The following is a 22,051-nucleotide window of genomic DNA, read 5'->3' as shown; positions in this document are numbered from 1 at the left end:
TCCTCGATTTCGTGGGCGGAACGATCTGCGAGCAGGTCGTCATGTGTCGTCGCGCCCGGAGCGGCGGTGGGCGTCGACGAGTTCGTACAAGCCGGCACGCTGGATCTTGCCCATGGCGTTGACGGGCAGGCAGTCGATCCGGGTCCAGATCTCCGGGACCTTGTACGGGGAAAGCTCACTGCGGCACAGCTCGGTCAGCGCGTCGAAATCCGGTTGTGCACCGGAAGTTTCGACGACAGCGGCGACGCGTTGCCCGAGCCGGTCGTCCGGTACCGGGTACACCGCGACCTTCGCGATGTCGGGGTGGGTGGCGATGACGCGTTCCACTTCGAGCGGGTAGACGTTGGCACCACCCCGGATGATGACGAGTTTCTTACGGTCGACGACGGTGAGCCAGCCGTCGTCGTCGACGGTTCCGATGTCGCCGGTGGGGATCGTTCCGGGCTCCGGCGCCTGGATGGTCCCCGCCTCGAGGTAACCGAGCATCGGTGTCCACGCGCCGGCCCACGGCCCGGTGGTCGCAGCGGAGAGCCGCAGTTCTCCTGGCACACCCGGAGGGAGGCGGCGACCTTCGTCGTCGTAGGCGCCGACGTCGTACTGGGGGAGCACCTGCCCGCTCGTGCCCGGCTGCCACTGCGCCCCGGCCGGATCGATCGATACGACGGTGGGTGCTTCCGTGAGCCCGTAGGTGACCCGCGGCACCAGGCCGTGCGCCTCGGCGAACGCCTTGCGCAGCGCGTCGGGAGTGTCGCTGCCGCCGCTCCACACCTCACGGAGAGATCCGAGATCGAGGTCCGGGCGCGCGGCGAGATCGTAGAGCTGCGCGGGCGCCCCGTTCCACACGGTGACGCGGCGGGAGGAGATCCACTCCGCGACACCCTCGAGGTCGCGGCGGTCCATGACGACCGCGCACCCGCCCGCCTGGGCGGTGAGGAGAGTCGAGAGCACCATGAGGTTGAGGATAGTGAGGGGGAAGCTGTCTCCCTTGCGGAGTTCCGGTCCCCAGCCGCGGGTGGCGACGAGCACCGCCCCGGGCAGGAGCAGGTTGCGCTGGCTGTGCACCACGGCTTTCGGAGTCCCGGAAGTTCCACTGGTGAAAGCGATTCCGGCAGGCTGATCGAGGTCGTGCGTCAGTTCCGGGACCTCGTGGTCGTTGCCGAGGAGCTGCGCCCAGCGCTCGGGATCGATACTCCGCTGCCCGCCCGGCTTGTACTGCGATCCGGCGAGGACCACCGTGGGTGCGCAGATGTCGTGCAGATGTTTCTGTTCGGGCTCGGACAGCGCTTCGCCGATGCCTGCCCAGATCGCGCCGACGCGTTGCGCGCCGTGGAAAGCGGCGACGATGTCGAGGTCGTTGGGGAGGCACGCGGCGACGCGGTCGCCGGGCCTGACACCGAGTGACCACAGCGCTCCCGCCGCGCGTCGCGCGTGATCGTCGAGCTCGGCGTACGACCAGACCCCGGATGCGGCATCGATCGCCGGTGCGTCGGGGTGGGCTGCCAGCGCGGCATCGAGCACCGTGTCGATCGTGCCCGAGAGGGCTCTGGTTCTGTCCACCACCCAGTCATACCACTATCCTTGTAAAGATTCATCTGATAGTTTTGCGCCGTTCCCGGAAGGCCCGCGTGCGTCTCCGGGACTCCGACCCGACGCAGCAGCGAGGTTCTGTCGATGAAACACCGAGGTCCCCTGTCAGGAGTGCGAGTCGTCGACCTGACGGCAATGGTGATGGGTCCGTACTGCACCCAGATCATGGCCGACATGGGGGCGGACGTGATCAAGATCGAACCACCGGCCGGTGACAACACCCGCTACATCTCGGTCGGGCCCGAACCGGGAATGGGTGGTGTCTTCGTCAACGTCAACCGTGGCAAACGCAGTGTCGTGCTGGATCTGCGCACCACCGAAGGAGCGGCCACGCTACGGGAGCTGATCCTCGACGCCGATGTGTTCATCCATTCGATGCGCGCCACGGCGATAACGAAGCTCGGATTCGGCTACGACGACGTCGCGGCGCTCAACCCGTCGATCGTCTACACCAACTGCTACGGATACGGGCGCGGCGGCCCCGACTCCGACCTCACCGCTTACGACGACACGATCCAAGCCGAATGCGGACTCCCGTCGGTCCAGGAGCAACTCACCGGTGAGTCCGGGTACGTGGGCACGATCATCGCCGACAAGGTCGCCGGGATGACCGCTCTCTACGCCACCACGATGGCGCTGTTCCACCGCGAACGCACCGGTGAGGGCCAGGAGGTCGAAGTTGCCATGTTCGAAACGATGGCGGCGTTCATGCTCGTCGAACACGGCAACGGCGCCATGTTCACTCCGCCGCTCGGACCTGCCGTCTATCCGCGGGTCGTGGCACGGAACCGAAAACCGTACCGCACCAAGGACGGACTGATCTCGGCGCTCGTCTACAACGACAAGCAATGGGCGGCATTCGTCGACGCGGTCAAGCCCGAATGGGCAGGCGCTCACTTCGCGACACTCGAACAACGCGCCCGCCGGATAGACGAGGTCTACGCACTGCTGGGGACGACGTTCGAGGAGCGCACCACGCAGGAGTGGCTCGACCTCCTGCGCTCACGCGACATTCCCGCCGCGCCCGTCCGGACGCTCGACGAACTGTTCGACAATCCGCACCTGGAAGAGACCGGATTCTTCGACGAAGTCGAATCTCCCTACGGACCGGTGCGCTACCCCGGCCCGCCGACCTGGTTCTCACGCACCCCCGGACGCATAGCCGGGCCGGCTCCCAGGCTCGGCGCCGACACCGACGAGGTTCTCGCGCAGCTACGAGTATCCACCGAACCGTGTTCTCGCGACCGCGCATTCGGCTCGACGGCAGCCGACGGAACGGAAAGCCCATGATGCAGGGGCGTACCGATGCCGATATCGATATCCGCGACTTCGTCCGCCCCGGAGACCACATCGTCGTGGGGCAGGCCTGCGGAGAACCGTCGACGCTGATCGAAGCGCTGATCGCGCAAGGCGACGCCATCGGGGATCTGAAAGTCTTTGTCGCCACGAGTTTCTCCGGAATATTCACTCCCGAGACGGCGGAGAGTTTCTCGCTGTCGAGCATGGGCGCGATCGGTGCCCTGAGGTCGATGAGCAAAGCGCACCGCCTCGACGTCATACCGTGCCACGTCAGTCAGGTCGGTCCCATGATCGAGGCCGGAATCATCGGCTGCGACGTGGCACTGGTGCAGGTCAGCCCCGCCGACAACGACGGCAACCACAGCTTCGGGCTGGTCAGCGACTACGTACAGGCAGCCGTGGCGCGTGCGCGCGTCGTGGTAGCGGAAGTCAACGATCAGGTGCCCTTCACCTGCGGTGAGACGATCTCGTCCTCCGATATCGATCACGCCGTACACGTTTCCCGGCCGCCGGTGCAGGTTTCTCCCGGAGCCATCGGCGAGACCGACGAAGCGATCGCGCGGCACGCCGCGTCGTACATCGACGACGGTTCGGTCATCCAGATGGGGGTCGGTGGTGTGCCCGACGCGATCCTTCGTCTGCTGTCCGACCGCCGGGATCTCGGGGTGCATTCCGGGATGCTGGGCGACGGACTGGTCGACTTGGTCGAGGCGGGCGCAGTCACCAACGCCCGAAAGGCAATCGACCGCGGCGTGTCGATCACCGGCGCCCTGATCGGCACCCGCCGGCTCTACGACTTCGCACACCGCAACAGCGAGATCCGGATGTGCACGACGGCATACACCCACGACGCCGGCGTTCTGGCGCAACTGGAGAAGCTGGTCACCATCAACTCGGCGATGGAGGTCGACCTGACCGGACAGGTCAACGCGGAACAGAGCGGATCGGCGTACCTCGGTGGCACAGGCGGTCAGGTGGATTTCGTCCGGGCAGGTGCACGATCGCCGGGCGGTCACGCGATCATGGCGTTGCCCGCAACCGCGAAAGGCGGGACCGTCAGCCGCATCACCGCCTGCCTGTCCGGTCCGGTCACGACGGCCCGCAGCGACGTGGACGTCGTCGTCACCGAGTTCGGCGCGGCAGAACTGCGCGGACAGACCTTGGCAGAGCGCACCAGAAGGCTGATCGCCGTCGCGCACCCGGAGTTCCGGGAAGCGCTCGACCGCGAAGCACATGTGATCCGACAGAGAGGCTTCTGATGAACGAGACCGGTCGATGACCAGTGGGAGCGCGGCGGAGGACGCCGTCCTGTTCGACGCGCGCGACGACGGCATCGCCGTCATCACCCTGAACCGGCCCGAGACGCGCAACTGTCTCACCGCCGAGGTGCGGGCGGGCCTCTATGACGCGTGGGAACGCTTCGAACAGGATCCGCAACTGCGGGTCGCCATCCTGACCGGGGCGGGGGAGAAGGCATTCTGCGCGGGCGGTGACCTCAAGGAGATGGTGGAGACCGGAATGCGAGTGCCGCCGCGCTCGCTGATACCCGTCCCGTACGACACCGTCGAACTGTCGAAGCCCACGATCGCGGCCGTGAACGGTGCGGCGTTCGCCGGTGGCTGGTTGCTCGCGCAGTCGTGCGATCTCTGTGTGGCAGGCACGAATGCGACATTCGCGGTCACCGAGGTGAAGGTGGGCCGGAGTTCACCGTGGGCGGCGCCGCTGATCCACATGATTCCGCAGCGGATCATGATGGAGATCCTCCTGACCGGAAAGCCGATCAGCGCGCAACGCGCCTACGAAATCGGGTTGGTCAACAGGCTCGCCGAGCCAGACGCGCTCCTCCCCGCGGCGCTCGAACTGGCTCGCGAGATTCTGGGTGGCGCGCCGCTGTCGGTTCGCGCGGCGCGGGAGACCGTGATGCTCTCGACCGAAATGGGACGCTCGGCCGCATTGGTGGCGGCACGGCACGCCTCCGAACTCTGTTACAACAGCGAGGACGCGCAGGAAGGACCGCGAGCGTTCGCGGCCAAACGTGCTCCCCGATGGCAGGGGCGCTGACCGCGCGTTCACTCCATGTTGCGTGCACGACCGCCACAGACGACGCAGGGCCCGCCCGGAACACGTTCCGGGCGGGCCCTGCCGTCTGACCAGGAGGTACTACCGCATGCGGCGGCGCGCGACGATGTCGCGTACGAGGATGAACACGATCACCGCAGCGAAGCCGATGAGGTACAGGTCCTCGACGCGGCCGCTGTGATTGCCGATCATCATCAGGAGGAGGAAGGCCGCGAAAATCCAGCCTGCGGCGCGGAACACCCGCGGTGCTTCACCGCTCCAGCCCCATTCCGCCGAGGGCACCTCCGCCACCGTTCTGTCATGGTTGGATTCCAGCTCGGTACCGGCCACCGTTTCCTCCTGCTTGCCAGTTGGTCTGTTGCCGGTAATCGTGACATACGACCGCCCGTCGTATGAAGTGGGGGCGTTCACCGGACGCGTCGGCACGACCCCGCGACCACCGGTTCATGACGTACTCGCCGCGGTCGGGAACAATGCATCCGTGGCCGAAGCTGAGAACTCCTCCCGTACACGCGTGCTGCTGCTGGGCAGCACCGGTTCCATCGGAACCCAAGCGCTCCAGGTGATCGGAGCCAACCCCGACCGGTTCGAGGTCGTGGGCCTGGCCGCGGGCGGGGGCAACATCGACCTGCTGGCAGAGCAGATCCGCACGTTCGGTGTGTCCGAGGTCGCGGTGGCCGATCCCGGCGCCGCATCCCGTCTCGACCTCCCCGTGCGCAGCGGCCGCGATGCCGTCACCGCACTGGTGCAGGAGGTGGAAGCGGACGTCGTCCTCAACGGACTCGTCGGCTCGCTCGGCCTCGCGCCGACCCTCGCAGCGCTGAGGACCGGGGCGCGTCTGGCACTGGCGAACAAGGAGTCCCTCGTCGCGGGCGGCGCGCTCGTGACCGCAGCAGCAGCGCCGGGTCAGATCGTGCCCGTCGACTCCGAGCACTCCGCTATGGCACAGTGCCTGCGCGGCGGTACCGGCGACGAGGTCGCACGACTGGTGCTCACCGCGTCCGGTGGGCCGTTCCGCGGCTGGACGGCAGATCGGCTCGAGTCCGTCACACCTGAGCAGGCCGGCGCCCACCCCACGTGGTCGATGGGTCCGATGAACACCCTCAACTCGGCGACGCTCGTCAACAAGGGCCTCGAACTCATCGAGGCCCACCTGCTGTTCGGTGTTCCGTACGAGCGGATCGACGTCACCGTGCATCCCCAGTCGATCGTGCACTCGATGGTGACGTTCACCGATGGGTCGACGCTTGCCCAGGCGTCGCCTCCCTCCATGACCCTCCCGATCGCGCTCGCCCTCGGCTGGCCGCACCGGGTGGCGGACGCGGCACCGGCGTTCGATTTCTCGACGGCCTCCACATGGGAGTTCGAACCGCTCGACAACGAGGTGTTCCCCGCCGTGGACCTCGCCCGTGCCGCCGGCAGCGGAGGTGGATGCCTCACCGCCGTGTACAACGCGGCGAACGAAATCGCGGCAGAGGCGTTCCTCGAGGGACGGCTGTCGTTCCCCCGGATCGTGCGGACCGTGGAGGCCGTGCTGGGCGAGGCGGACGAGTGGTCAGCGCAACCCAGTACCGTGGACGATGTGCTCGCAGCTGACGGCTGGGCCCGCAGCCGGGCGCGCACACTCGTCGACTAGGAGGATCGGCCACACATGATGTTCGCACTGGGCGTGCTCGTTTTCGCCTTTGGCATCGCCGCCTCTATCGCGCTGCACGAGGCCGGTCACATGTGGACCGCGCAGAAACTGGGCATGAAGGTCCGGCGGTACTACATCGGCTTCGGGCCGCGCATCTTCTCGTTCCGCCGTGGGGAGACCGAGTACGGACTCAAAGCGATACCCGCAGGCGGCTTCTGCGACATCGCGGGCATGACGGCACTCGACGAGCTCGCACCCGACGAGTACGACCGGGCCATGTACAAGCAGAAGACATGGAAACGCCTGGTCGTGATGTCGGGCGGCATCGGCATGAACTTCCTGCTGGGCATCATCCTGATCTACGTCCTCGCGGTCGCGTGGGCACTGCCTCAATTGCGCCCCCAGGCCACGGTCGCGGAGGTGTCGTGCGTGGCGCCCAGCCAGGCGGGCGAAGAAGGCAACTACGCCCTGGCGCCGTGCACCGGCACCGGACCGGCAGGGGAGGCCGGAATCCGGCCCGGAGACGTGATCGTCGCGGTGGACGGGCAGGAGGTCGAAGGGTTCTACGCACTGGTGGAGGCGACACGCGCCGCCACGGGCACCGTCGACTTCACCGTCGAGCGAGACGGACAGACCCTGACCGTGCCGGTCACCGTCGAGCAGGTCCAGCGGTACGTCGAGGACACCCGGACCGGGGAGATCACCTCGGAGACCGTCGGCGCTATCGGTGTGACGGGAGAAGAGAACCGGCCCACCGAATACAACGCGATCACCGCCGTCCCGGGAACCCTGAAATTCACCGGTGACCTGATGGTCATCACCGCGCAGTCGCTCCTGGACCTGCCCAGCAAGGTGTCGGACCTGTGGACGGCGGTGACGGGAGGGGAGCGTGCCGTCGACACGCCGGTCAGCGTCGTCGGTGCCAGCGTCATCGGCGGCCAGTTCGCGGAACGTGGGATCTGGCAGTCGTTCGTGCTGTTGCTCGCGCAGCTCAACTTCTTCCTCGGCGCCTTCAACCTCCTGCCGCTGCTACCGCTCGACGGCGGACACATGGCCGTTGCCGTCTACGAACGCATCCGCAACTGGATTCGCGGACTGCGTGGGTTGCCGGACGGAGCGCCCGTCGACTACATGAAACTGCTCCCGCTGACCTATGTCGCCGTCGTGATCGGCGGTGCGTTCATGATCCTCACCCTCACCGCCGACATCATCAACCCCATCCAGCTGTTCTGACCTGCGCGGCTAGACTTGCCAGATAGCTACGAAAGAAGGCGAACTGTGACCAGCCCCGTCGGATTGGGCATGCCCGAACTGCCTGCGGTCCTCGCTCCGCGACGCAAGACACGCCAGCTCATGGTCGGCAATGTCGGTGTCGGCAGCGATCACCCCATCTCGGTGCAGTCGATGTGCACCACCAAGACACACGACATCAACGCCACCCTCCAGCAGATCGCCGAGCTCACTGCCTCGGGTTGTGACATCGTGCGCGTCGCTTGCCCTCGGCAGGAAGACGCCGACGCCCTCGCGACCATTGCGAGGAAGAGCCAGATCCCGGTGATCGCCGACATCCACTTCCAGCCCCGGTACATCTTCGCGGCGATCGAAGCGGGATGCGCCGCTGTGCGGGTCAACCCCGGCAACATCAAGGAATTCGACGGCCGCGTCAAAGAGGTCGCCAAGGCCGCAGGCGACGCGGGCATCCCGATCCGTATCGGCGTCAACGCCGGGTCCCTCGACCCGCGCCTGATGCAGAAGTACGGCAAGGCGACCCCCGAAGCGCTCGTCGAGTCCGCGCTGTGGGAAGCGAGCCTGTTCGAGGAACACGGCTTCGGCGACATCAAGATCTCGGTCAAGCACAACGATCCGGTGATCATGGTCGAGGCGTACCGCCAGCTCGCCGCCCAGTGCGACTACCCGCTGCACCTCGGGGTGACCGAGGCGGGCCCGGCCTTCCAGGGCACCATCAAGTCCGCGGTGGCGTTCGGCGCCTTGCTCAGCGAGGGGATCGGCGACACCATCCGAGTGTCGCTGTCCGCACCGCCCGCCGAGGAGATCAAGGTCGGCACGCAGATCCTGCAGTCGTTGAACCTGCGTCCGCGCAAGCTGGAAATCGTCTCGTGCCCGTCGTGCGGGCGTGCCCAGGTCGACGTGTACACCCTGGCCGACGAGGTCTCCGCTGGGCTCGAGGGCATGGAGATTCCGTTGCGCGTCGCTGTGATGGGCTGCGTCGTCAACGGTCCGGGTGAGGCACGCGAGGCCGACCTCGGTGTCGCGTCCGGCAACGGCAAGGGCCAGATCTTCGTCAAGGGCAAGGTCATCAAGACGGTGCCGGAGGCGCAGATCGTCGAGACGCTGATCGAGGAAGCGATGCGGATCGCCGAGGACATGGAGGGTGAGGCCGGAGCCGGAAACCCCGTTGTGTCCGTCGGCTGATACCCGGATTTCCCTGTGCGGGTGACGCGTGGCACCCTGATCTCGTATCGGCTTGTCGACGGGTGGTGAGCGAGTGCTCAAGCTTCTGGGTGTCCGGTCGCTGGGTGGCCGGGATACGGCTTCGGTGTTGCGGGTGCTCGCGCGAGACCCCGTGGCGTCGTGCATGGTGGCCGGCCGCATCGAGCAGTACGGTCTCGACGGTCGCGCCGTCGGCGGCGACATGTGGAGTCGCGGCGGACCGGAGTCCTCTCTCTGTTTCGCCGGCGCCAACCTCATCCCGTTGCTCGGGAACCCGGACGACATCCAGGCCTTCGCCGAGCGTGCCGTCCGCGGGCCCCGTCTGTGCTCGTCGATCGTCGGGCGCGCAGAGTACGCGCTGCCGATGTGGGATGCGCTCGCCCCGTCGTGGGGGCCACCGCGTGAAATTCGCGCCGAACAACCGCTCCTCGTACTCGACCGGGAACCCCGCGTCGCTCCTGACCCACAAGTGCGCCGGGTGCGTCCGGAAGAACTCGATGCCTACCTACCTGCCGCGATCTCGATGTTCATCGAGGAGGTGGGCGTCGATCCGCGTCTCGGTGACGGGGGAGCAGGTTACCGGCGCAGGGTCGCGAGCCTGATCGCAACCGGGCGGGCCTGGGCCCGGTTCGAGGAAGGCCGTGTCGTGTTCAAGGCCGAAGTCGGGTCGCAGTCGTCGACTGTCGGACAGATCCAAGGGGTCTGGGTCGATCCGGAAAAACGTGGCCTCGGCCTCGGCTCCGCCGGAACCGCCGCGGTCGGGGCGGCCGTGACCTCCTCCGGACGCCTGCCGAGCCTGTACGTCAACAGCTTCAACACCCGGGCGCGGGCAGCCTACGAACGGGTCGGTTTCCGTCAGGTCGCGACCTTCACGACGGTCCTCCTCGACTGACGCGATTTCGGCCGATTCGCGCAGTCCGCCGCCTACGATGACGGCGATGAGACCACGAGGTTCGAACTCGGTGCGTGCGCACGTTGCCAGTCTCCGCGGGGTCGCGATCTGGTCGGTTACAGCTGTGCTCTGCGGCCTCGTCGTGGCCTGCACCCCCCGCGTCGCCGGACCCGAAGCGGCTGCTCAACTGTTCTTCTCGGACTTCGCCTCGCAGGATTTCAGGGCAGCCGCCGCGCGCTCGGACCGGCCCGGCGAAGCCGAGGGCGCGTTGGCCGAGGTATGGGGAGGGCTGCAAGCCGAATCATTGGTTGCGAGCACCACTTCCACACGCATCGACGGCGATTCGGCGACGGTGGGCTACAGCTACGAGTGGCATCTGCCGCGGGAGCGGGTGTGGCAGTACACGGGTGAACTGCACATGGGACGTAGCGGTGACCAGTGGTCGGTCAGATGGGCGAAGTCCGCTGTCCACCCGCAACTCGGCAACCGCCAGACCTTGCAGTTGCGCAGCACTCCGGCGCCGCGCGCCCGCGTCAACGAGCATGCGGGCAGCGACGTCCTGGTGCCCGGCACCGTGTACGGAGTTGCCTTCGACGCGAGCCGGAGCAAGGACATCTCTTCCGAGGCCAGAGCGGTGGCCGCTGCGCTCGTGCAGTTCGATCCGTCGATCGGTGCCCAGGCGATCGCCGAATCGGTGACCGCGGTGTCCGGGCCGCGGGGACTGATGCGACTCGGCGAGGAGGACTACGACCTCGTCGCCGATCGGCTCGCCGCGATACCCGGTGTCGTGGTCACCGAACAGTCGGACCTCGTCTCGACCGACCGCACGTTCGCACCCGACCTCGTCGGCCAGGTGAAGAAGACGGTCATCGGCGAAGTGGACGGCACCGCGGGGTGGAGCGTGGTGATCGTCAACCAGTACGGCGTCGACACGGATGTGCTCACCGAGACGAAACCCCGGCCGGTGCCGTCGGTTTCGATCAGCCTCGACCGCCCGATCCAGGTCGCCGCGCAGAACGCGGTGAGTGCCCGTTCCGAGCAGGCGATGACGGTGGTCGTCGAGGCCTCCACCGGCGCGGTACTGGCGGTGGCGCAGAATGCCGCTGCCGATCGCGACGGGCCGGTGGCACTCGCGGGACAGTATCCGCCGGGTTCCACCTTCAAGATCATCACGTCGGGTGCAGCGATGGCGAGCGGTCTCGCGACGCCCGGCACGATGGTCCCCTGCCCGGGCCGGATCACCGTCGGGGAACGCAGCATTCCCAACTACAACGAGTTCGCACTCGGCACCGTCTCGCTGGCGACCGCGTTCGCGCGGTCGTGCAACACCTCGTTCGCCGATCTGGCTTCCCGTCTGGCACCGGACGCACTGCACGTCGCGGCAGCCCGGTTCGGAATCGGTGTCGATTACGAGGTGGTCGGCATGCCCACATTCACCGGTTCGGTGCCCCCGGCCGACGACCTCGTCGAACGCACCGAGGACGGATTCGGTCAGGGCAAGGTGGTCGTCAGCCCGTTCGGAATGGCACTTGCCGCCGCGACGGTCGCGAGCGGCCGGACACCGGTCCCGTATCTGATCGAGGGCCGGGACACGGTCGTGCGGGACGATCCGCCGCAGGTCTCCCCGGACGTTGTAGAAGGCCTGCGCGACATGATGCGTCTGGTGATCACCAGCGGCACCGCGGACCGCATCCGCGACCAGGGCGACGTGTACGGCAAGACCGGTGAAGCGGAGGTGGAAGGGGGCTCCCACTCGTGGTTCGTCGGCTACCGCGGCGACCTCGCGTTCGCGACACTCGTGGTGCGCGGCGGCAGTTCCGACAACGCCGTCGCGGTCACCCGGGACATGTTCGCCGCGCTCCCGCCGGGCTACCGGGACGATGGAGCCTGACCGGTCAGTTCTCGGGATCTTCCGCCGGATCGAACGTGCGGTGGGTGAGTCTTCCGCGCCGGGCTGCCACCCAGGTGACGAGCCACAGCAGTGCTCCGATCCCGAGCAGGACTCCCGCGATCCGGTACTGGGTGCCCGGCCGATCCACGAAGGGGGAGGCGAGGAACAGGCAAGTCGCGGCACCCATCAACGGAAGCACCGTGGGCGCCCGGAAGTGCTTGTGGTCCACGCGATCGCGGCGGAGCACCAGCACGACCACGTTGACGATCGCGAACACCATGAGCAGCAGCAACGCGGTCGTGCCCCCGAGTTCGGGGATCTCACCGACGAAGGTGATGAGGCCGATCGCGAGCAGGGTGGTGAATGCGATCGCCACGTGAGGGGTGTGCCGCGTCCGGTGCACCTTCCCCAGCACCGCTGGAACCACCCCCTCGTGGGAGATCCCGTACAGCAGGCGGCTGGCCATCAGCATGTTGATCAGAGCGGTGTTGGCGACCGCGAACATGGTGATGAAGGCGAAGATTCCGAGGGGAAAGGCCGGCGCGCCCGCCTCGACCACTCGCAGCAGCGGGGTCTCGCCCGCGCCGAGCAGGTCGGGCGGCACCAGCGCCACCGCCGTGACGGACACCAGCACATAGATGAGTGCGGTGATGCACAGGCCGCCGAGCAGCACCTTCGGGAAGATCCGGGTGGGGTTCTTACACTCTTCGGCCATGTTGACCGAGTCCTCGAAACCGACCATGGCGAAGAAGGCGAGTGCCGTGCCGGCGACGACGGCGGTGAACACCGAGCGGTCGCCGGTCTCGATGTCCACGACCCGCGAGAAGTCGCCGTTGCCGAAGCCCAGCGCCCACATCCCGATGAAGACGATGATCAGCAGGCCCGAGAGTTCGACGATCGTGAGCACGACATTCGTCTTCACACTCTCACTGACCCCACGCATGTTGACGAGGGCGACGACGAGGATGAATCCCAGCGCCACCAGCGTGATTCCGATCCCGCCGGTGAAATCCAGTTCGAATGCCTCCGCGAAGTTCGCCGCGAACGCCCGCGCTGCCGTCGACGCCGAGGTGATACCGGACGCCATCACCGTGAATGTGACCATGTACGTGAGGAACTGGATGCCGAAAGCCTTGTGCGTGTAGAGCGCGGCACCCGCGGCACGCGGATACTTCGTCACCAGTTCGAGGTAACTGAACGCCGTAATGGTGGCGACGACGAATGCCAGCAGGAACGGCAGCCACACCGCGCCGCCGACCTCGTTCGCGACATTTCCGGTGAGCGCATAGATTCCGGTGCCGAGGATATCGCCGACGATGAAGAGCAGCAGCAGGCCGGGGCCCATCACGCGCCGGAGTTCGGGTGCTGCGGTGGTCTCGGGCATCGAACAATGTCCTTTCCGATGCCCGGCCGGTCTGTACCCGACCGGGTCAGGGCAGCAGACCCGATCTTCTCGCGGCGACCACCGCTTCGTAGCGGGAATGGACGTCGAGTTTGCTCATCGCACTGCGCAGGTAGCTCTTGACCGTCTCGGGACCGACGGACAGCCGTCGGGCGATCTCGGGATTGCTGCACCCCAGAGCGACGTAGGAAAGGACGTCGGTCTCGCGGGGCGAGAGCGTCACCTCCGGCCGCACACCGTCCGCTCCCGCCAGTGCGGCAGCGAGTCGTTCGGACAGGGAACGCAAGCGCCTCTGCAAGTCCTCGTCGCCCGTTTCCTGCGCCAGAGTGCGCAATTCGGCGTGCACCTCACGTACGTGTGTGGTTGCCACGGGATCAGGGTCACCGGGCCCGCGATGCGCGAGCATCGCCATCCGCCGATCCACCTCGTCCCGCACGGCGATCTCGTTGGCGAGCCGTGCCGCGGTCTGCACGAAAGCGTTGACGGCCCGCTCGCCGAGTGGGCCGCATTCGCGTGCGGCGCCGTACAACACGGCGCGCGCCATCCCGCCGACCGTCACCGGCACCGCGACGATCGACCGGAGTCCTTCACCGAGAACCGGACGGTCGAAGTGATGGGTGATCGACGACGATCTCCCGTAGTCCGCCACGGTGACGGGCCGGCCTTCGGACAGCACCCGGCCGCCGAGACCCGCGCGGGGCGGCACGACGACACCGGCGAGCTTGTTGGTGCGGGTCCCGAAGAACTCGCTCAGGTGCAGATTGTCGTCCCGGACCTCGCCGGCGAACACGACCGGTAGCTGTGCCTGCGAGGCGGTGCGACGCAGTTCGAAGCGGAGCGCGTCGGCGTCGCGGGGACGGAGCAGCGGTGAGGAGACGACCGGCACCTGGGCCACCCCTTTCCGGGGGTATCGGAACCATTGTGTGACTCGGATCATAGAACGGTAGGGCGAGCGCGTGGACAGCGGCTCGCCGCGTGACACAACGAGAGGACGGCCCCCATGGTCGACACAGCGACCCGCGTTCGGGAACTGCTGGACCGTTACGACACTCCCGACGCGTGCGCCGCACAGTTGCTCTGCGACGACCATCCGGCCGATGCGGTGGCGTTCACCGTCATCGACCCCGATCTCACCTCGGTCGATCTGACGTACGGCGAACTGCGGGAACGCTCGGAGCGATTCGCTGCGGCGCTCGCGCACCTCGGTGTCGAACCCGGTGATCACGTCGCCACGCTGATGGGGAAGTCGGCCGACCTCGTGGTTGCCGTCCTGGGCATCTGGCGCCGCGGCGCGGTACACGTTCCGCTGTTCACCGCATTCGCGCCCCCGGCCATCTCCTTCCGCCTGCAGGCCAGCGGTGCGCGGGTCGTCGTCGCGGACGCCGACCAGGTCGGCAAACTCGCGCCGGGCGAGGACATGCCCGACGATGCTCCTTGGCAGGTCGTGGTCGCGGGAGAGAGCAGCGGGGTCGGGCTGCGCTTCGCGGATCTGCTCGCATCCCATTCCGCCGACGACCCGCGCGCCGCCGCGGTCGCGGTGGGATCCACCGGCGGGCTCGTGCAACTGTTCACCTCCGGCACGACCGGAACGCCGAAGGGCGTGCCGGTGCCGGTGAAGGCGCTCGCATCGTTCCACGCGTACCTCGAATTCGGTCTCGACGTACGCGAGGACGACGTGTTCTGGAACGCTGCGGATCCCGGCTGGGCGTACGGCCTGTACTACGCGCTGCTCGGCCCGCTTGCGGCCGGACGGCGGAGCATCCTCCTGCACGCGGGCTTCTCGCCCGCCCTGACGTGGCAGATCCTCGATCGGTTCGGCGTCACCAACTTCGCCGCCGCGCCCACGGTCTACCGCAGCCTGCGGGCCGATACCGCGCCGCATCCCGCGGTGTCGCTTCGCCGCGCTTCCTCGGCAGGGGAGCCGCTCACCCCGGACGTGCTGGCGTGGTCGTCGGAGACCCTCGGTGTGGTGGTGCGCGACCAGTACGGACAGACCGAACACGGCATGTTCGTCGTGGACGCATGGGCCGATGGTCTGCGCGAACAGGTTCCGCCGCAGTCGATGGGCAAGCCCCTGCCCGGGTGGACGTGCGCGGTACTGCGCGACGACAGCGACGAGATCGCCGCCCCGGGTGAGATCGGCAGAGTAGCGATCGACGTCCACGCCAGCCCGCTCGTGTGGTTCACCGGTTACGTCGACGCCCCGGAGAAGACGGCGGACCGGTTCAGCGCCGACGGCCGGTGGTATCTGACCGGTGACGCCGGGAAGGTCGACGAGAACGGGTTCTTCTACTTCTCGTCCCGCGACGACGACGTCATCATCATGGCCGGGTACCGCATCGGCCCGTTCGATGTGGAATCCGTTCTCGTGATGCACCCCGACGTGGTGGAGGCAGCCGTGGTGGGAGTGCCCGACGCGCTGCGCGGCGAGGTCCTCGAAGCATTCGTGGTGGTGCGCGACGGCGTCGAGGGCGACGACGCGCTCGAACGCGACCTTCAGCAACTGGTGAAGAAGAAGTTCGCGGCCCACGCCTACCCGCGGACCGTGCACTTCGTACCGCACCTTCCCAAGACCCCCAGCGGCAAGGTGCAGCGCTACATTCTGCGCCGGGAACACGGCGCCACTTCGTAGCGGGACCACAGGGGTCGGCCGGGTGTCGGTACGAGCGGTGCGCGGCGGGTTAATCTGATTCCATGCCTACCCGCGCCCCGCTCGTCCCCGGTACCGCGACACCGATCCGTGAGGTGCCCAAATCGATCGAGCGTCCCGAATACGTGTGGAAGCCGACCGCGAACGAAGGCAACGAGCCCTGGGTGCAGACACCCGAGACGATCGACAAGGTGCGTATCGCATCGAAGATCGCTGCGCAGGCACTGATCGAGGCCGGTAAAGCTGTCGCGCCGGGAGTCACCACCGACGAGATCGACCGCATCGCACACGAGTACATGTGCGATCACGGCGCGTATCCGTCGGATCTCGGCTATCGGGGATTCCCGAAATCGGTGTGCGTGTCGCTCAACGAGGTGATCTGCCACGGGATCCCCGACACGACGGTGATCGAGGACGGCGACATCGTGAACATCGATGTGACCGCGTACATCCACGGCGTGCACGGGGACACCAACGCGACGTTCTTCGCGGGCGACGTGTCCGAGGAGGCGCGGCTCCTCGTCGAACGCACTCGCGAGGCCACCGCCCGCGCGATCAAGGCCGTCGCGCCGGGCCGCGCGCTCAACGTGGTCGGCCGCGTCATCGAGTCGTACGCCAACCGGTTCGGTTACGGCGTCGTGCGCGATTTCACCGGCCACGGGATCGGCGAGACCTTCCACAACGGCTTGGTCGTCTTCCACTACGACCGCCCGGACATCGACACGGTCCTCGAACCGGGGATGGTCTTCACCATCGAGCCGATGATCAACCTCGGCACTCCGGACTACGAGATCTGGGACGACGGCTGGACTGTCGTGACCAAGGACCGCAAGTGGAGTGCCCAGTTCGAACACACTCTGGTCGTGACCGACAACGGTGCGGAGATCCTCACCGTCGCGTGACGGTCGTCGCCGGTAAGGCGGCGACCGTCTTCCGTGGCGTGCGGGCCTGGCGGGAAATCAGCTTTCGGTGATCGCCCACACGTCGAAGCAGAAGGGGCATGTCATCAGTTCGCCGAGGCTGTGCCTCAGTCCGCTGTGACCGCGCGGGCGGTCCATGACCTCGCCGGGTCCTCCTCGTTCCCCGGGCTGAGTGAACGGTGCGCGCAGCGGCCGCGCGACGGTTGTCCGCGTCCGTGCCGTCACCGTCCCTCGTGGAGGCGTGAGCGTGGCCGGGTGCTGTGTGGGAAGGCTCGTTCCGGCGCGAGCCGAAGTCATTGGTCGTCGGAGTCATGGCGCCCGTTTTCCCGGGCAGAACCCGAATAAACCTGCGGGCACCGCAGCCGCCGGTCGCGCCGGAGCGTGTAGCGTTTCGGGGCATGGAATCGACGACGGTGACCACGGATTCGGGTTCGTTCGCGGTGCGCATCGACGGACCCGAGAGCAGGCACACCGTGCTGTTGCTGCCCGACGCGGGGCAGGGCGCCGACGTGTTCGACGCGGTCTGCGAACGGCTGCACAACTCCGATCTGCGTACGGTCGTGCCGGAGAGCCTCGACGGCCTGAACCCGGACGACGTCTTCGCAATGCTCGATCACCTGGCCCTGCCGTGGGTCCACCTCGCCGGCGCCGGTGCAGGCGCCGAACTCGCGTGGGCAGTCGCGTCGGGCCGGTTCGGCCGGTTCGCGAGTCTCGTCGTGGTGGATCGCGGTCACCCCGTCGTCCCGATGGTCGACGGCACGGTGCGCGATGCGTCGGCGCCGATCGCCGAAGTGCCCACCACCATCGTGGTCGGTGATCCGACTCGCATGCCGGAAGCGGACGCTTCGATGAGGTACGTGACCGGCGAGTTCCGTGTGGTCGACCTCGGCGGCATCGACGACGTGCCCGCCCGCGCCGCGGCGGAGTTCGCGTCTGCGATCGCCCTGCGCACCGGGAGCTGGTAGAGCACAGAGCGCCGGGATCTTTGGTGCACAGCGCATTCCGGCCCCCGCGCCCCGAAGGGCGGCGAGGGCCGGATGGGAGGAACGTGCCTACAGGCCGAGCAGGGCGTTCTCCACCAGTTCGGGGAGCGCCGGGTGGATCCAGTACTGCTGGGTGGCCATGTCGCGCGCCGTGATGCCGAAAGCCATCGCCTGGATGAGCGGCTGGATCACCGTCGACGCCTGGGCGCCGATGATGTGGGCGCCGAGCAGCAGCCCGGTGGAACGGTCTGCGATCAGTTTGCAGAATCCCTCGGTGTCCTCCATCGCCCACCCGTAGGCGACGTTTGCGTAATCCTGGATCTTCACCGAGATGTCGTACGCCGCGGCGCGGGCCTCCGCCTCGGTGAGTCCGACCGTCGCGATCTGCGGTTCGGTGAACACCGCGGCGGGCACGAACCGGTGATCGGTGCGCTGGAGGGCCGAAGTGTCCGGTCCCCACGCGTCGTGGAGGAGATTGTGCTGGACGACGCGCGCTTCGTGATTGGCGACGTGCTTGAGCTGGTGCGGCGACGACACATCTCCCAGGGCGAAGACACCCTCGGCGGTCGTGCGCTGGAATTGGTCGACGACGATGCTGCCGGCCGAATCGAGTTCGATGCCCGCCGCGGCGACGTCGAGCAGATCACCGTTGGGCCGCCGGCCGGTCGCGACGAGCAGCACGTCCCCGGTCACCACGGTTCCGTCGGTGAGTTCGGCGTCCACGCCGTCGCCGACCGGCCGGAAGGCGCGGGCAGGGTTCTCCAGATGGAGGTCCCACTTCTTGCTGGCGAGTGCCGTGAAACGCTCGGACACATCGGTGTCGAGGTGTCGCAACAGCCGCCCGCTCCGCCCGATCACCGACACCTTGGTGCCGAGCGCGGAGAAGACGTGAGCGAACTCCATTGCGATGAAGCCGGTTCCGAGGATGACCATCGACTCGGGGAGCTTGGGGAGACGCATGATGTTGTTGCTCGTGTAGTAGGTCACCCCGCCGTCGAGCACTTCCTGCGGGATCTCGGCGCGCGCGCCGGCCGCGACCACGATCTGATCCGCGGTGATCGTCTCGCCCGTCCCGGTGTCGAGTGTGCGCTCACCGACGAAACGCGCACGACCGCGGTACACCGTGACGTTCGGGCAGTCCTCGCGCCGGTACTTCTCGCCGCCCTCGGAGATCGGATCGATGCGGCCGAAGACCCGGTCGACGATCTCGTTCCACCGCACTCCGTCGATCGTGGCGTCGATTCCGTACTTGGATGCCGATCGGATGGTGCTCGCGACGTCGGCCGCGTACACGTACATCTTGGTGGGGATGCAGCCCACGTTCAGGCAGGTGCCGCCGAAGGTGCCCTCCTCCAGCAAGGCGACGCGCATGCCGTCGTAGCGCTCGTCGATGATCGAGTTACCCGATCCGGTGCCGATGATCGCGAGGTCGTAGTGGGTCACGCGTGTTCTCCCGTGGGTCGTGGCGGTGCGGAAACATCCCCGGTGCCGGCGGGCTCACCCGCGGCACCGGTTCCGTTCAACCATCCCAGCCACAGGTCCAATTCCCGGAATGCCGTGGCAAGAGGGCCGGGTGTGGAGAGAAACACATCGTGGCGTGCACCGGTGATGGGCACGATCGTGGTGCGGTTTCCGAGGCATCCCGCCCACCGGGCGATCTGATGCACGTCGAGGACCGCGTCGACGGTGTCGATGGTCGCGTCGTACCTGGGGGAGAAGCGCGAGGCTCCGGACCGCAGGATCAGCGACGGGACCCCGACGTCGAGACCGCGGTGCAGACGCGCCTGCCCGATTCGCACGGCGCGCAGCCAACCGAATCTGACGGGGAAGCCGGTCAGCGGCTTCAGATCGAGATCGTAGGACCAGCCACCGTGTTGCAGGCTCACGCCGTAGGTGTCGAATTTCCGGCCGGGCACGGCAGCCCGGGGACGGAGACGTCCGAGGACGTCGATCGCGGCTGTACCGACGTTGCGCAGGTACGACGGTCCTTGCAGGTCGAACCATGGACTGTTGAGGACGAGCCCCCGTACCCCGGCGGCGCCCGACCCTCCGGGGCGGCGGTTGAGGCGGTCCAGCCACAGCGGGAGCACGAGGCCACCCGTCGAGTGCGCGGCGAGCACCACGTCCCCGCCGGATACCTCGGCGACGACGATCCGCAGGGCTTCCTCGAGTTCCTGGTCGTAGTCCTCGAGGTCGGTGACGAAGTGAGGAGTCTGACCCGGTGCCCGCGAGCGCCCGCACTTCCGCAGGTCGAGCGCGAAGAACCGGTAACCCTGCGCTGCGACATGCTCGGCGATGTGCTGCTGGAAGAAGTAGTCGGTGAAGCCGTGGACGTACAGAACGGCACGGTCGGGCAGGTCCCTCGCTCCCTCGGGCGCGCCGGTGGCCGGCTGATACCGCACCAGGGTCGCCGTGATCTCGCCCTCGCCGTCGGGGTCGTCGCCCAGCGGCAGTACGAGCTGCTCGTATCCGTCGCCCAGGATGTCTGGCTGCCAAGTAGTCACTATCACACTCTAGGAGGCTTCGAGGCGAGGTGACGGGGGTACACAATTAGGTGAAATGAAGGGGCGGTAAACGCGCGGGTAACCTGTGCGTCGCAGTCGCGCGACTGTGGACGAATCCTGAACTCGAGGATTGTGTGCGGGCGCGTTCGGGACACTCACGTGAGCGGTGCGCGATAGCGCGGCGGCGCGTGCGAACAGACAAGGAAGTCGATTTCCCCGTGTCAGAGAACGTGGTAGAGGCGAAAACCGATGTAGTGCTCGTTGGTGCGGGCATCATGAGCGCGACTCTCGGTGCGCTGATGCGTCAGCTTCAGCCCGACTGGTCGATCACCGCCTTCGAGAGGCTCGACGCCGTCGCAGCGGAGAGCAGCGACCCGTGGAACAACGCGGGCACGGGCCATTCGGCGCTGTGTGAGTTGAATTACACCCCGGGCAATCCCGACGGCTCGGTGGAGATCGCCAAGGCGGTCAACGTCAACGAGCAGTTCCAGGTTTCCCGCCAGTTCTGGTCCTACGCGGTCGACAACGGTCTCCTCTCCGACCCCAAGGACTTCATCAACCCGATCCCGCACGTGAGCTTCGTGCACGGCGCCGACGACGTGAAGTACCTGCGGGCGCGGTACGACGCGCTGGCGGGCCACCCCCTGTTCGCGGGCATGGAGTACTCCGAGAGCCCCGAATTCTTCGCCGAGCGACTGCCGCTCATGGCCGCGGGTCGCGACTTCTCCGATCCGGTCGCACTGAACTGGACCGACACCGGTACCGACGTCGACTTCGGTGCCCTCACCAAGCAGCTCATCAACAACGTCGCCGAGTCGGGCGGCACGGTGTTCTTCGGCCACGAGGTCACGAACATCAGCAAGCAGTCCGACGGCAGCTGGATCGTCAAGGTGCGCAACCGCCGCACGGGCGAGTCGCGGAAGGTGCACGCCAAGTTCGTCTTCGTCGGCGCCGGTGGTGGAGCGCTCCATCTGCTGCAGAAGTCCGGTATCGCCGAGGCGAAGGGGTTCGGCGGTTTCCCCGTGTCGGGCGCGTTCCTTCGGTGCACGAACCCCGACGTGATCGCCCGGCACAGTGCCAAGGTCTACGGCAAGGCCGCGGTGGGAGCGCCTCCGATGTCGGTGCCTCACCTCGACACCCGCGTGATCGGCGGCAAGCAGGGTCTGCTGTTCGGCCCGTACGCCGGCTGGTCGCCCAAGTTCCTCAAGCAGGGCGGCGTCATGGACCTGCCCAAGTCGATCAAGCCGAACAACCTCATGTCCATGCTCGGTGTCGGTGTGACCGAACTCGGCCTGGTCAAGTACCTCGTCGGTGAGCTCACCCAGTCGCCCGCCGACCGCATCGGCACCCTTGCCGAGTTCGCACCCGAAGCGCGTCTCGAGGATTGGGAGCTGATCGTCGCCGGTCAGCGCGTGCAGGTGATCCGCCGGAAGGGTGCGGGCGGAGTGCTCGAGTTCGGTACCGCTGTCGTCAGCGCCGCCGACGGGTCCATCGCAGGTCTGCTCGGCGCGTCGCCGGGTGCGTCCACCGCCGTTCCCGCCATGCTCGACGTCCTCGAGCGCTGCTTCCCGCAGCAATGGGATGCTTGGCAGCCCAAGCTGCGCGAAATGGTGCCTTCCCTCGGCGTGAAGCTCTCCGAGAACCCGGATCTGTTCCGTCAGGTGTGGGACCACAGCACCAAGACGCTTCAGCTCGACGTCGTCCCCGGTCGTGGACAGGTCGCCCCCATGGAGGCCGCCGCGGTCTGACACGCGGAA

At 67.3% G+C, this 22,051-nt stretch carries 19 protein-coding genes; 12 read left to right on the top strand and 7 right to left on the bottom strand.

Translation table 11 applies throughout. The features are described from left to right. Window positions 1–39 precede the first annotated feature (39 nt). A complete protein-coding gene (locus RDCOP1_RS03215) occupies window positions 40–1,557 on the bottom strand; it encodes a class I adenylate-forming enzyme family protein (protein WP_072698582.1) in 1,518 nt (505 codons plus the stop codon). Window positions 1,558–1,671: 114 nt separating this feature from the next. Between RDCOP1_RS03215 and RDCOP1_RS03210 the strand changes: the two genes are divergently transcribed. Genes RDCOP1_RS03210 through RDCOP1_RS03200 form a run of 3 tightly spaced genes read left to right on the top strand, consistent with a single transcriptional unit; the run spans window position 1,672 to window position 4,947 of the window. Beyond that, the gene (locus RDCOP1_RS03210) at window positions 1,672–2,877 is read left to right on the top strand and encodes a CaiB/BaiF CoA transferase family protein (protein ID WP_072698581.1); all 1,206 of its coding nucleotides are present in this window, start codon (window positions 1,672–1,674) and stop codon (window positions 2,875–2,877) included. Beyond that, window positions 2,874–4,145: an acetyl-CoA hydrolase/transferase family protein gene (locus RDCOP1_RS03205; protein ID WP_231922958.1), complete on the top strand. Its 1,272-nt coding sequence runs from the start codon at window positions 2,874–2,876 to the stop codon at window positions 4,143–4,145. Before RDCOP1_RS03210 ends, RDCOP1_RS03205 begins: the two co-directional genes overlap by 4 nt. A gap of 16 nt (window positions 4,146–4,161) precedes the next feature. Next, the gene (locus tag RDCOP1_RS03200; protein ID WP_072698580.1) at window positions 4,162–4,947 is read left to right on the top strand and encodes an enoyl-CoA hydratase/isomerase family protein; all 786 of its coding nucleotides are present in this window, start codon (window positions 4,162–4,164) and stop codon (window positions 4,945–4,947) included. A gap of 99 nt (window positions 4,948–5,046) precedes the next feature. Here RDCOP1_RS03200 and RDCOP1_RS03195 read toward each other — a convergent pair whose 3' ends face one another. Beyond that, window positions 5,047–5,295, bottom strand: a complete 249-nt coding sequence (locus tag RDCOP1_RS03195) for a DUF2631 domain-containing protein (RefSeq protein WP_072698579.1) — start codon at window positions 5,293–5,295, stop codon at window positions 5,047–5,049. A gap of 151 nt (window positions 5,296–5,446) precedes the next feature. Between RDCOP1_RS03195 and dxr the strand changes: the two genes are divergently transcribed. The 5 genes from dxr (at window position 5,447) to RDCOP1_RS03170 (ending at window position 11,835) form a co-directional block, all read left to right on the top strand. Continuing rightward, entirely contained in the window at window positions 5,447–6,601 is a 1,155-nt protein-coding gene (dxr, locus tag RDCOP1_RS03190) for a 1-deoxy-D-xylulose-5-phosphate reductoisomerase (protein WP_072698878.1), read from the top strand. A gap of 15 nt (window positions 6,602–6,616) precedes the next feature. Beyond that, window positions 6,617–7,834, top strand: coding sequence for a M50 family metallopeptidase (locus RDCOP1_RS03185; RefSeq protein WP_072698578.1), 1,218 nt, complete (start codon window positions 6,617–6,619; stop codon window positions 7,832–7,834). 45 nt (window positions 7,835–7,879) lie between these two features. Continuing rightward, entirely contained in the window at window positions 7,880–9,034 is a 1,155-nt protein-coding gene (gene ispG, locus RDCOP1_RS03180; protein ID WP_072698577.1) for a flavodoxin-dependent (E)-4-hydroxy-3-methylbut-2-enyl-diphosphate synthase, read from the top strand. Window positions 9,035–9,107: 73 nt separating this feature from the next. Further along, on the top strand, window positions 9,108–9,944 hold the full coding sequence (locus RDCOP1_RS03175) for a GNAT family N-acetyltransferase (RefSeq protein ID WP_072698576.1): 837 nt from the start codon (window positions 9,108–9,110) through the stop codon (window positions 9,942–9,944). Between the two features lie 46 nt (window positions 9,945–9,990). Continuing rightward, window positions 9,991–11,835: a penicillin-binding transpeptidase domain-containing protein gene (locus RDCOP1_RS03170; protein WP_072698877.1), complete on the top strand. Its 1,845-nt coding sequence runs from the start codon at window positions 9,991–9,993 to the stop codon at window positions 11,833–11,835. A 4-nt stretch (window positions 11,836–11,839) separates the two neighbouring features. Here RDCOP1_RS03170 and RDCOP1_RS03165 read toward each other — a convergent pair whose 3' ends face one another. After that, window positions 11,840–13,219 carry an APC family permease gene (locus RDCOP1_RS03165; RefSeq protein ID WP_072698575.1) on the bottom strand — a complete coding sequence of 460 codons (1,380 nt, stop codon included), beginning with the start codon at window positions 13,217–13,219 and terminating at the stop codon, window positions 11,840–11,842. A 46-nt stretch (window positions 13,220–13,265) separates the two neighbouring features. Further along, complete coding sequence (locus tag RDCOP1_RS03160) at window positions 13,266–14,174, bottom strand: LuxR C-terminal-related transcriptional regulator (RefSeq protein WP_111731574.1); 909 nt, start codon at window positions 14,172–14,174, stop codon at window positions 13,266–13,268. A gap of 63 nt (window positions 14,175–14,237) precedes the next feature. Here RDCOP1_RS03160 and RDCOP1_RS03155 point away from each other — a divergent pair, with 63 nt between their 5' ends. Further along, window positions 14,238–15,869 carry an AMP-binding protein gene (locus tag RDCOP1_RS03155; protein WP_072698573.1) on the top strand — a complete coding sequence of 544 codons (1,632 nt, stop codon included), beginning with the start codon at window positions 14,238–14,240 and terminating at the stop codon, window positions 15,867–15,869. 62 nt (window positions 15,870–15,931) lie between these two features. Then, window positions 15,932–16,789: a type I methionyl aminopeptidase gene (gene map, locus RDCOP1_RS03150; protein WP_072698572.1), complete on the top strand. Its 858-nt coding sequence runs from the start codon at window positions 15,932–15,934 to the stop codon at window positions 16,787–16,789. A 57-nt stretch (window positions 16,790–16,846) separates the two neighbouring features. Here the strand turns inward: map and RDCOP1_RS21675 are convergent, their stop codons facing one another. Next, a complete protein-coding gene (locus RDCOP1_RS21675) occupies window positions 16,847–17,032 on the bottom strand; it encodes a DUF1360 domain-containing protein (RefSeq protein WP_072698571.1) in 186 nt (61 codons plus the stop codon). Between the two features lie 173 nt (window positions 17,033–17,205). Between RDCOP1_RS21675 and RDCOP1_RS03140 the strand changes: the two genes are divergently transcribed. Then, a complete protein-coding gene (locus tag RDCOP1_RS03140; RefSeq protein WP_072698570.1) occupies window positions 17,206–17,772 on the top strand; it encodes a hypothetical protein in 567 nt (188 codons plus the stop codon). 87 nt (window positions 17,773–17,859) lie between these two features. Here the strand turns inward: RDCOP1_RS03140 and mtr are convergent, their stop codons facing one another. Together mtr and RDCOP1_RS03130 are read right to left on the bottom strand one after the other, a co-directional pair. Next, window positions 17,860–19,233, bottom strand: a complete 1,374-nt coding sequence (gene mtr, locus RDCOP1_RS03135) for a mycothione reductase (protein WP_072698569.1) — start codon at window positions 19,231–19,233, stop codon at window positions 17,860–17,862. Then, on the bottom strand, window positions 19,230–20,294 hold the full coding sequence (locus tag RDCOP1_RS03130) for an alpha/beta hydrolase (RefSeq protein WP_072698568.1): 1,065 nt from the start codon (window positions 20,292–20,294) through the stop codon (window positions 19,230–19,232). Before RDCOP1_RS03130 ends, mtr begins: the two co-directional genes overlap by 4 nt. 218 nt (window positions 20,295–20,512) lie before the next feature. Here RDCOP1_RS03130 and mqo point away from each other — a divergent pair, with 218 nt between their 5' ends. Continuing rightward, window positions 20,513–22,042, top strand: a complete 1,530-nt coding sequence (gene mqo / locus RDCOP1_RS03125) for a malate dehydrogenase (quinone) (RefSeq protein WP_072698876.1) — start codon at window positions 20,513–20,515, stop codon at window positions 22,040–22,042. Window positions 22,043–22,051: the final 9 nt, after the last annotated feature.

Origin of the sequence: Rhodococcus coprophilus NBRC 100603, from assembly GCF_001895045.1 — a bacterium.
Taxonomy (GTDB): Bacteria; Actinomycetota; Actinomycetes; order Mycobacteriales; family Mycobacteriaceae; genus Rhodococcus; species Rhodococcus coprophilus.
This window is presented reverse-complemented; position numbering and strand designations above follow the sequence as displayed.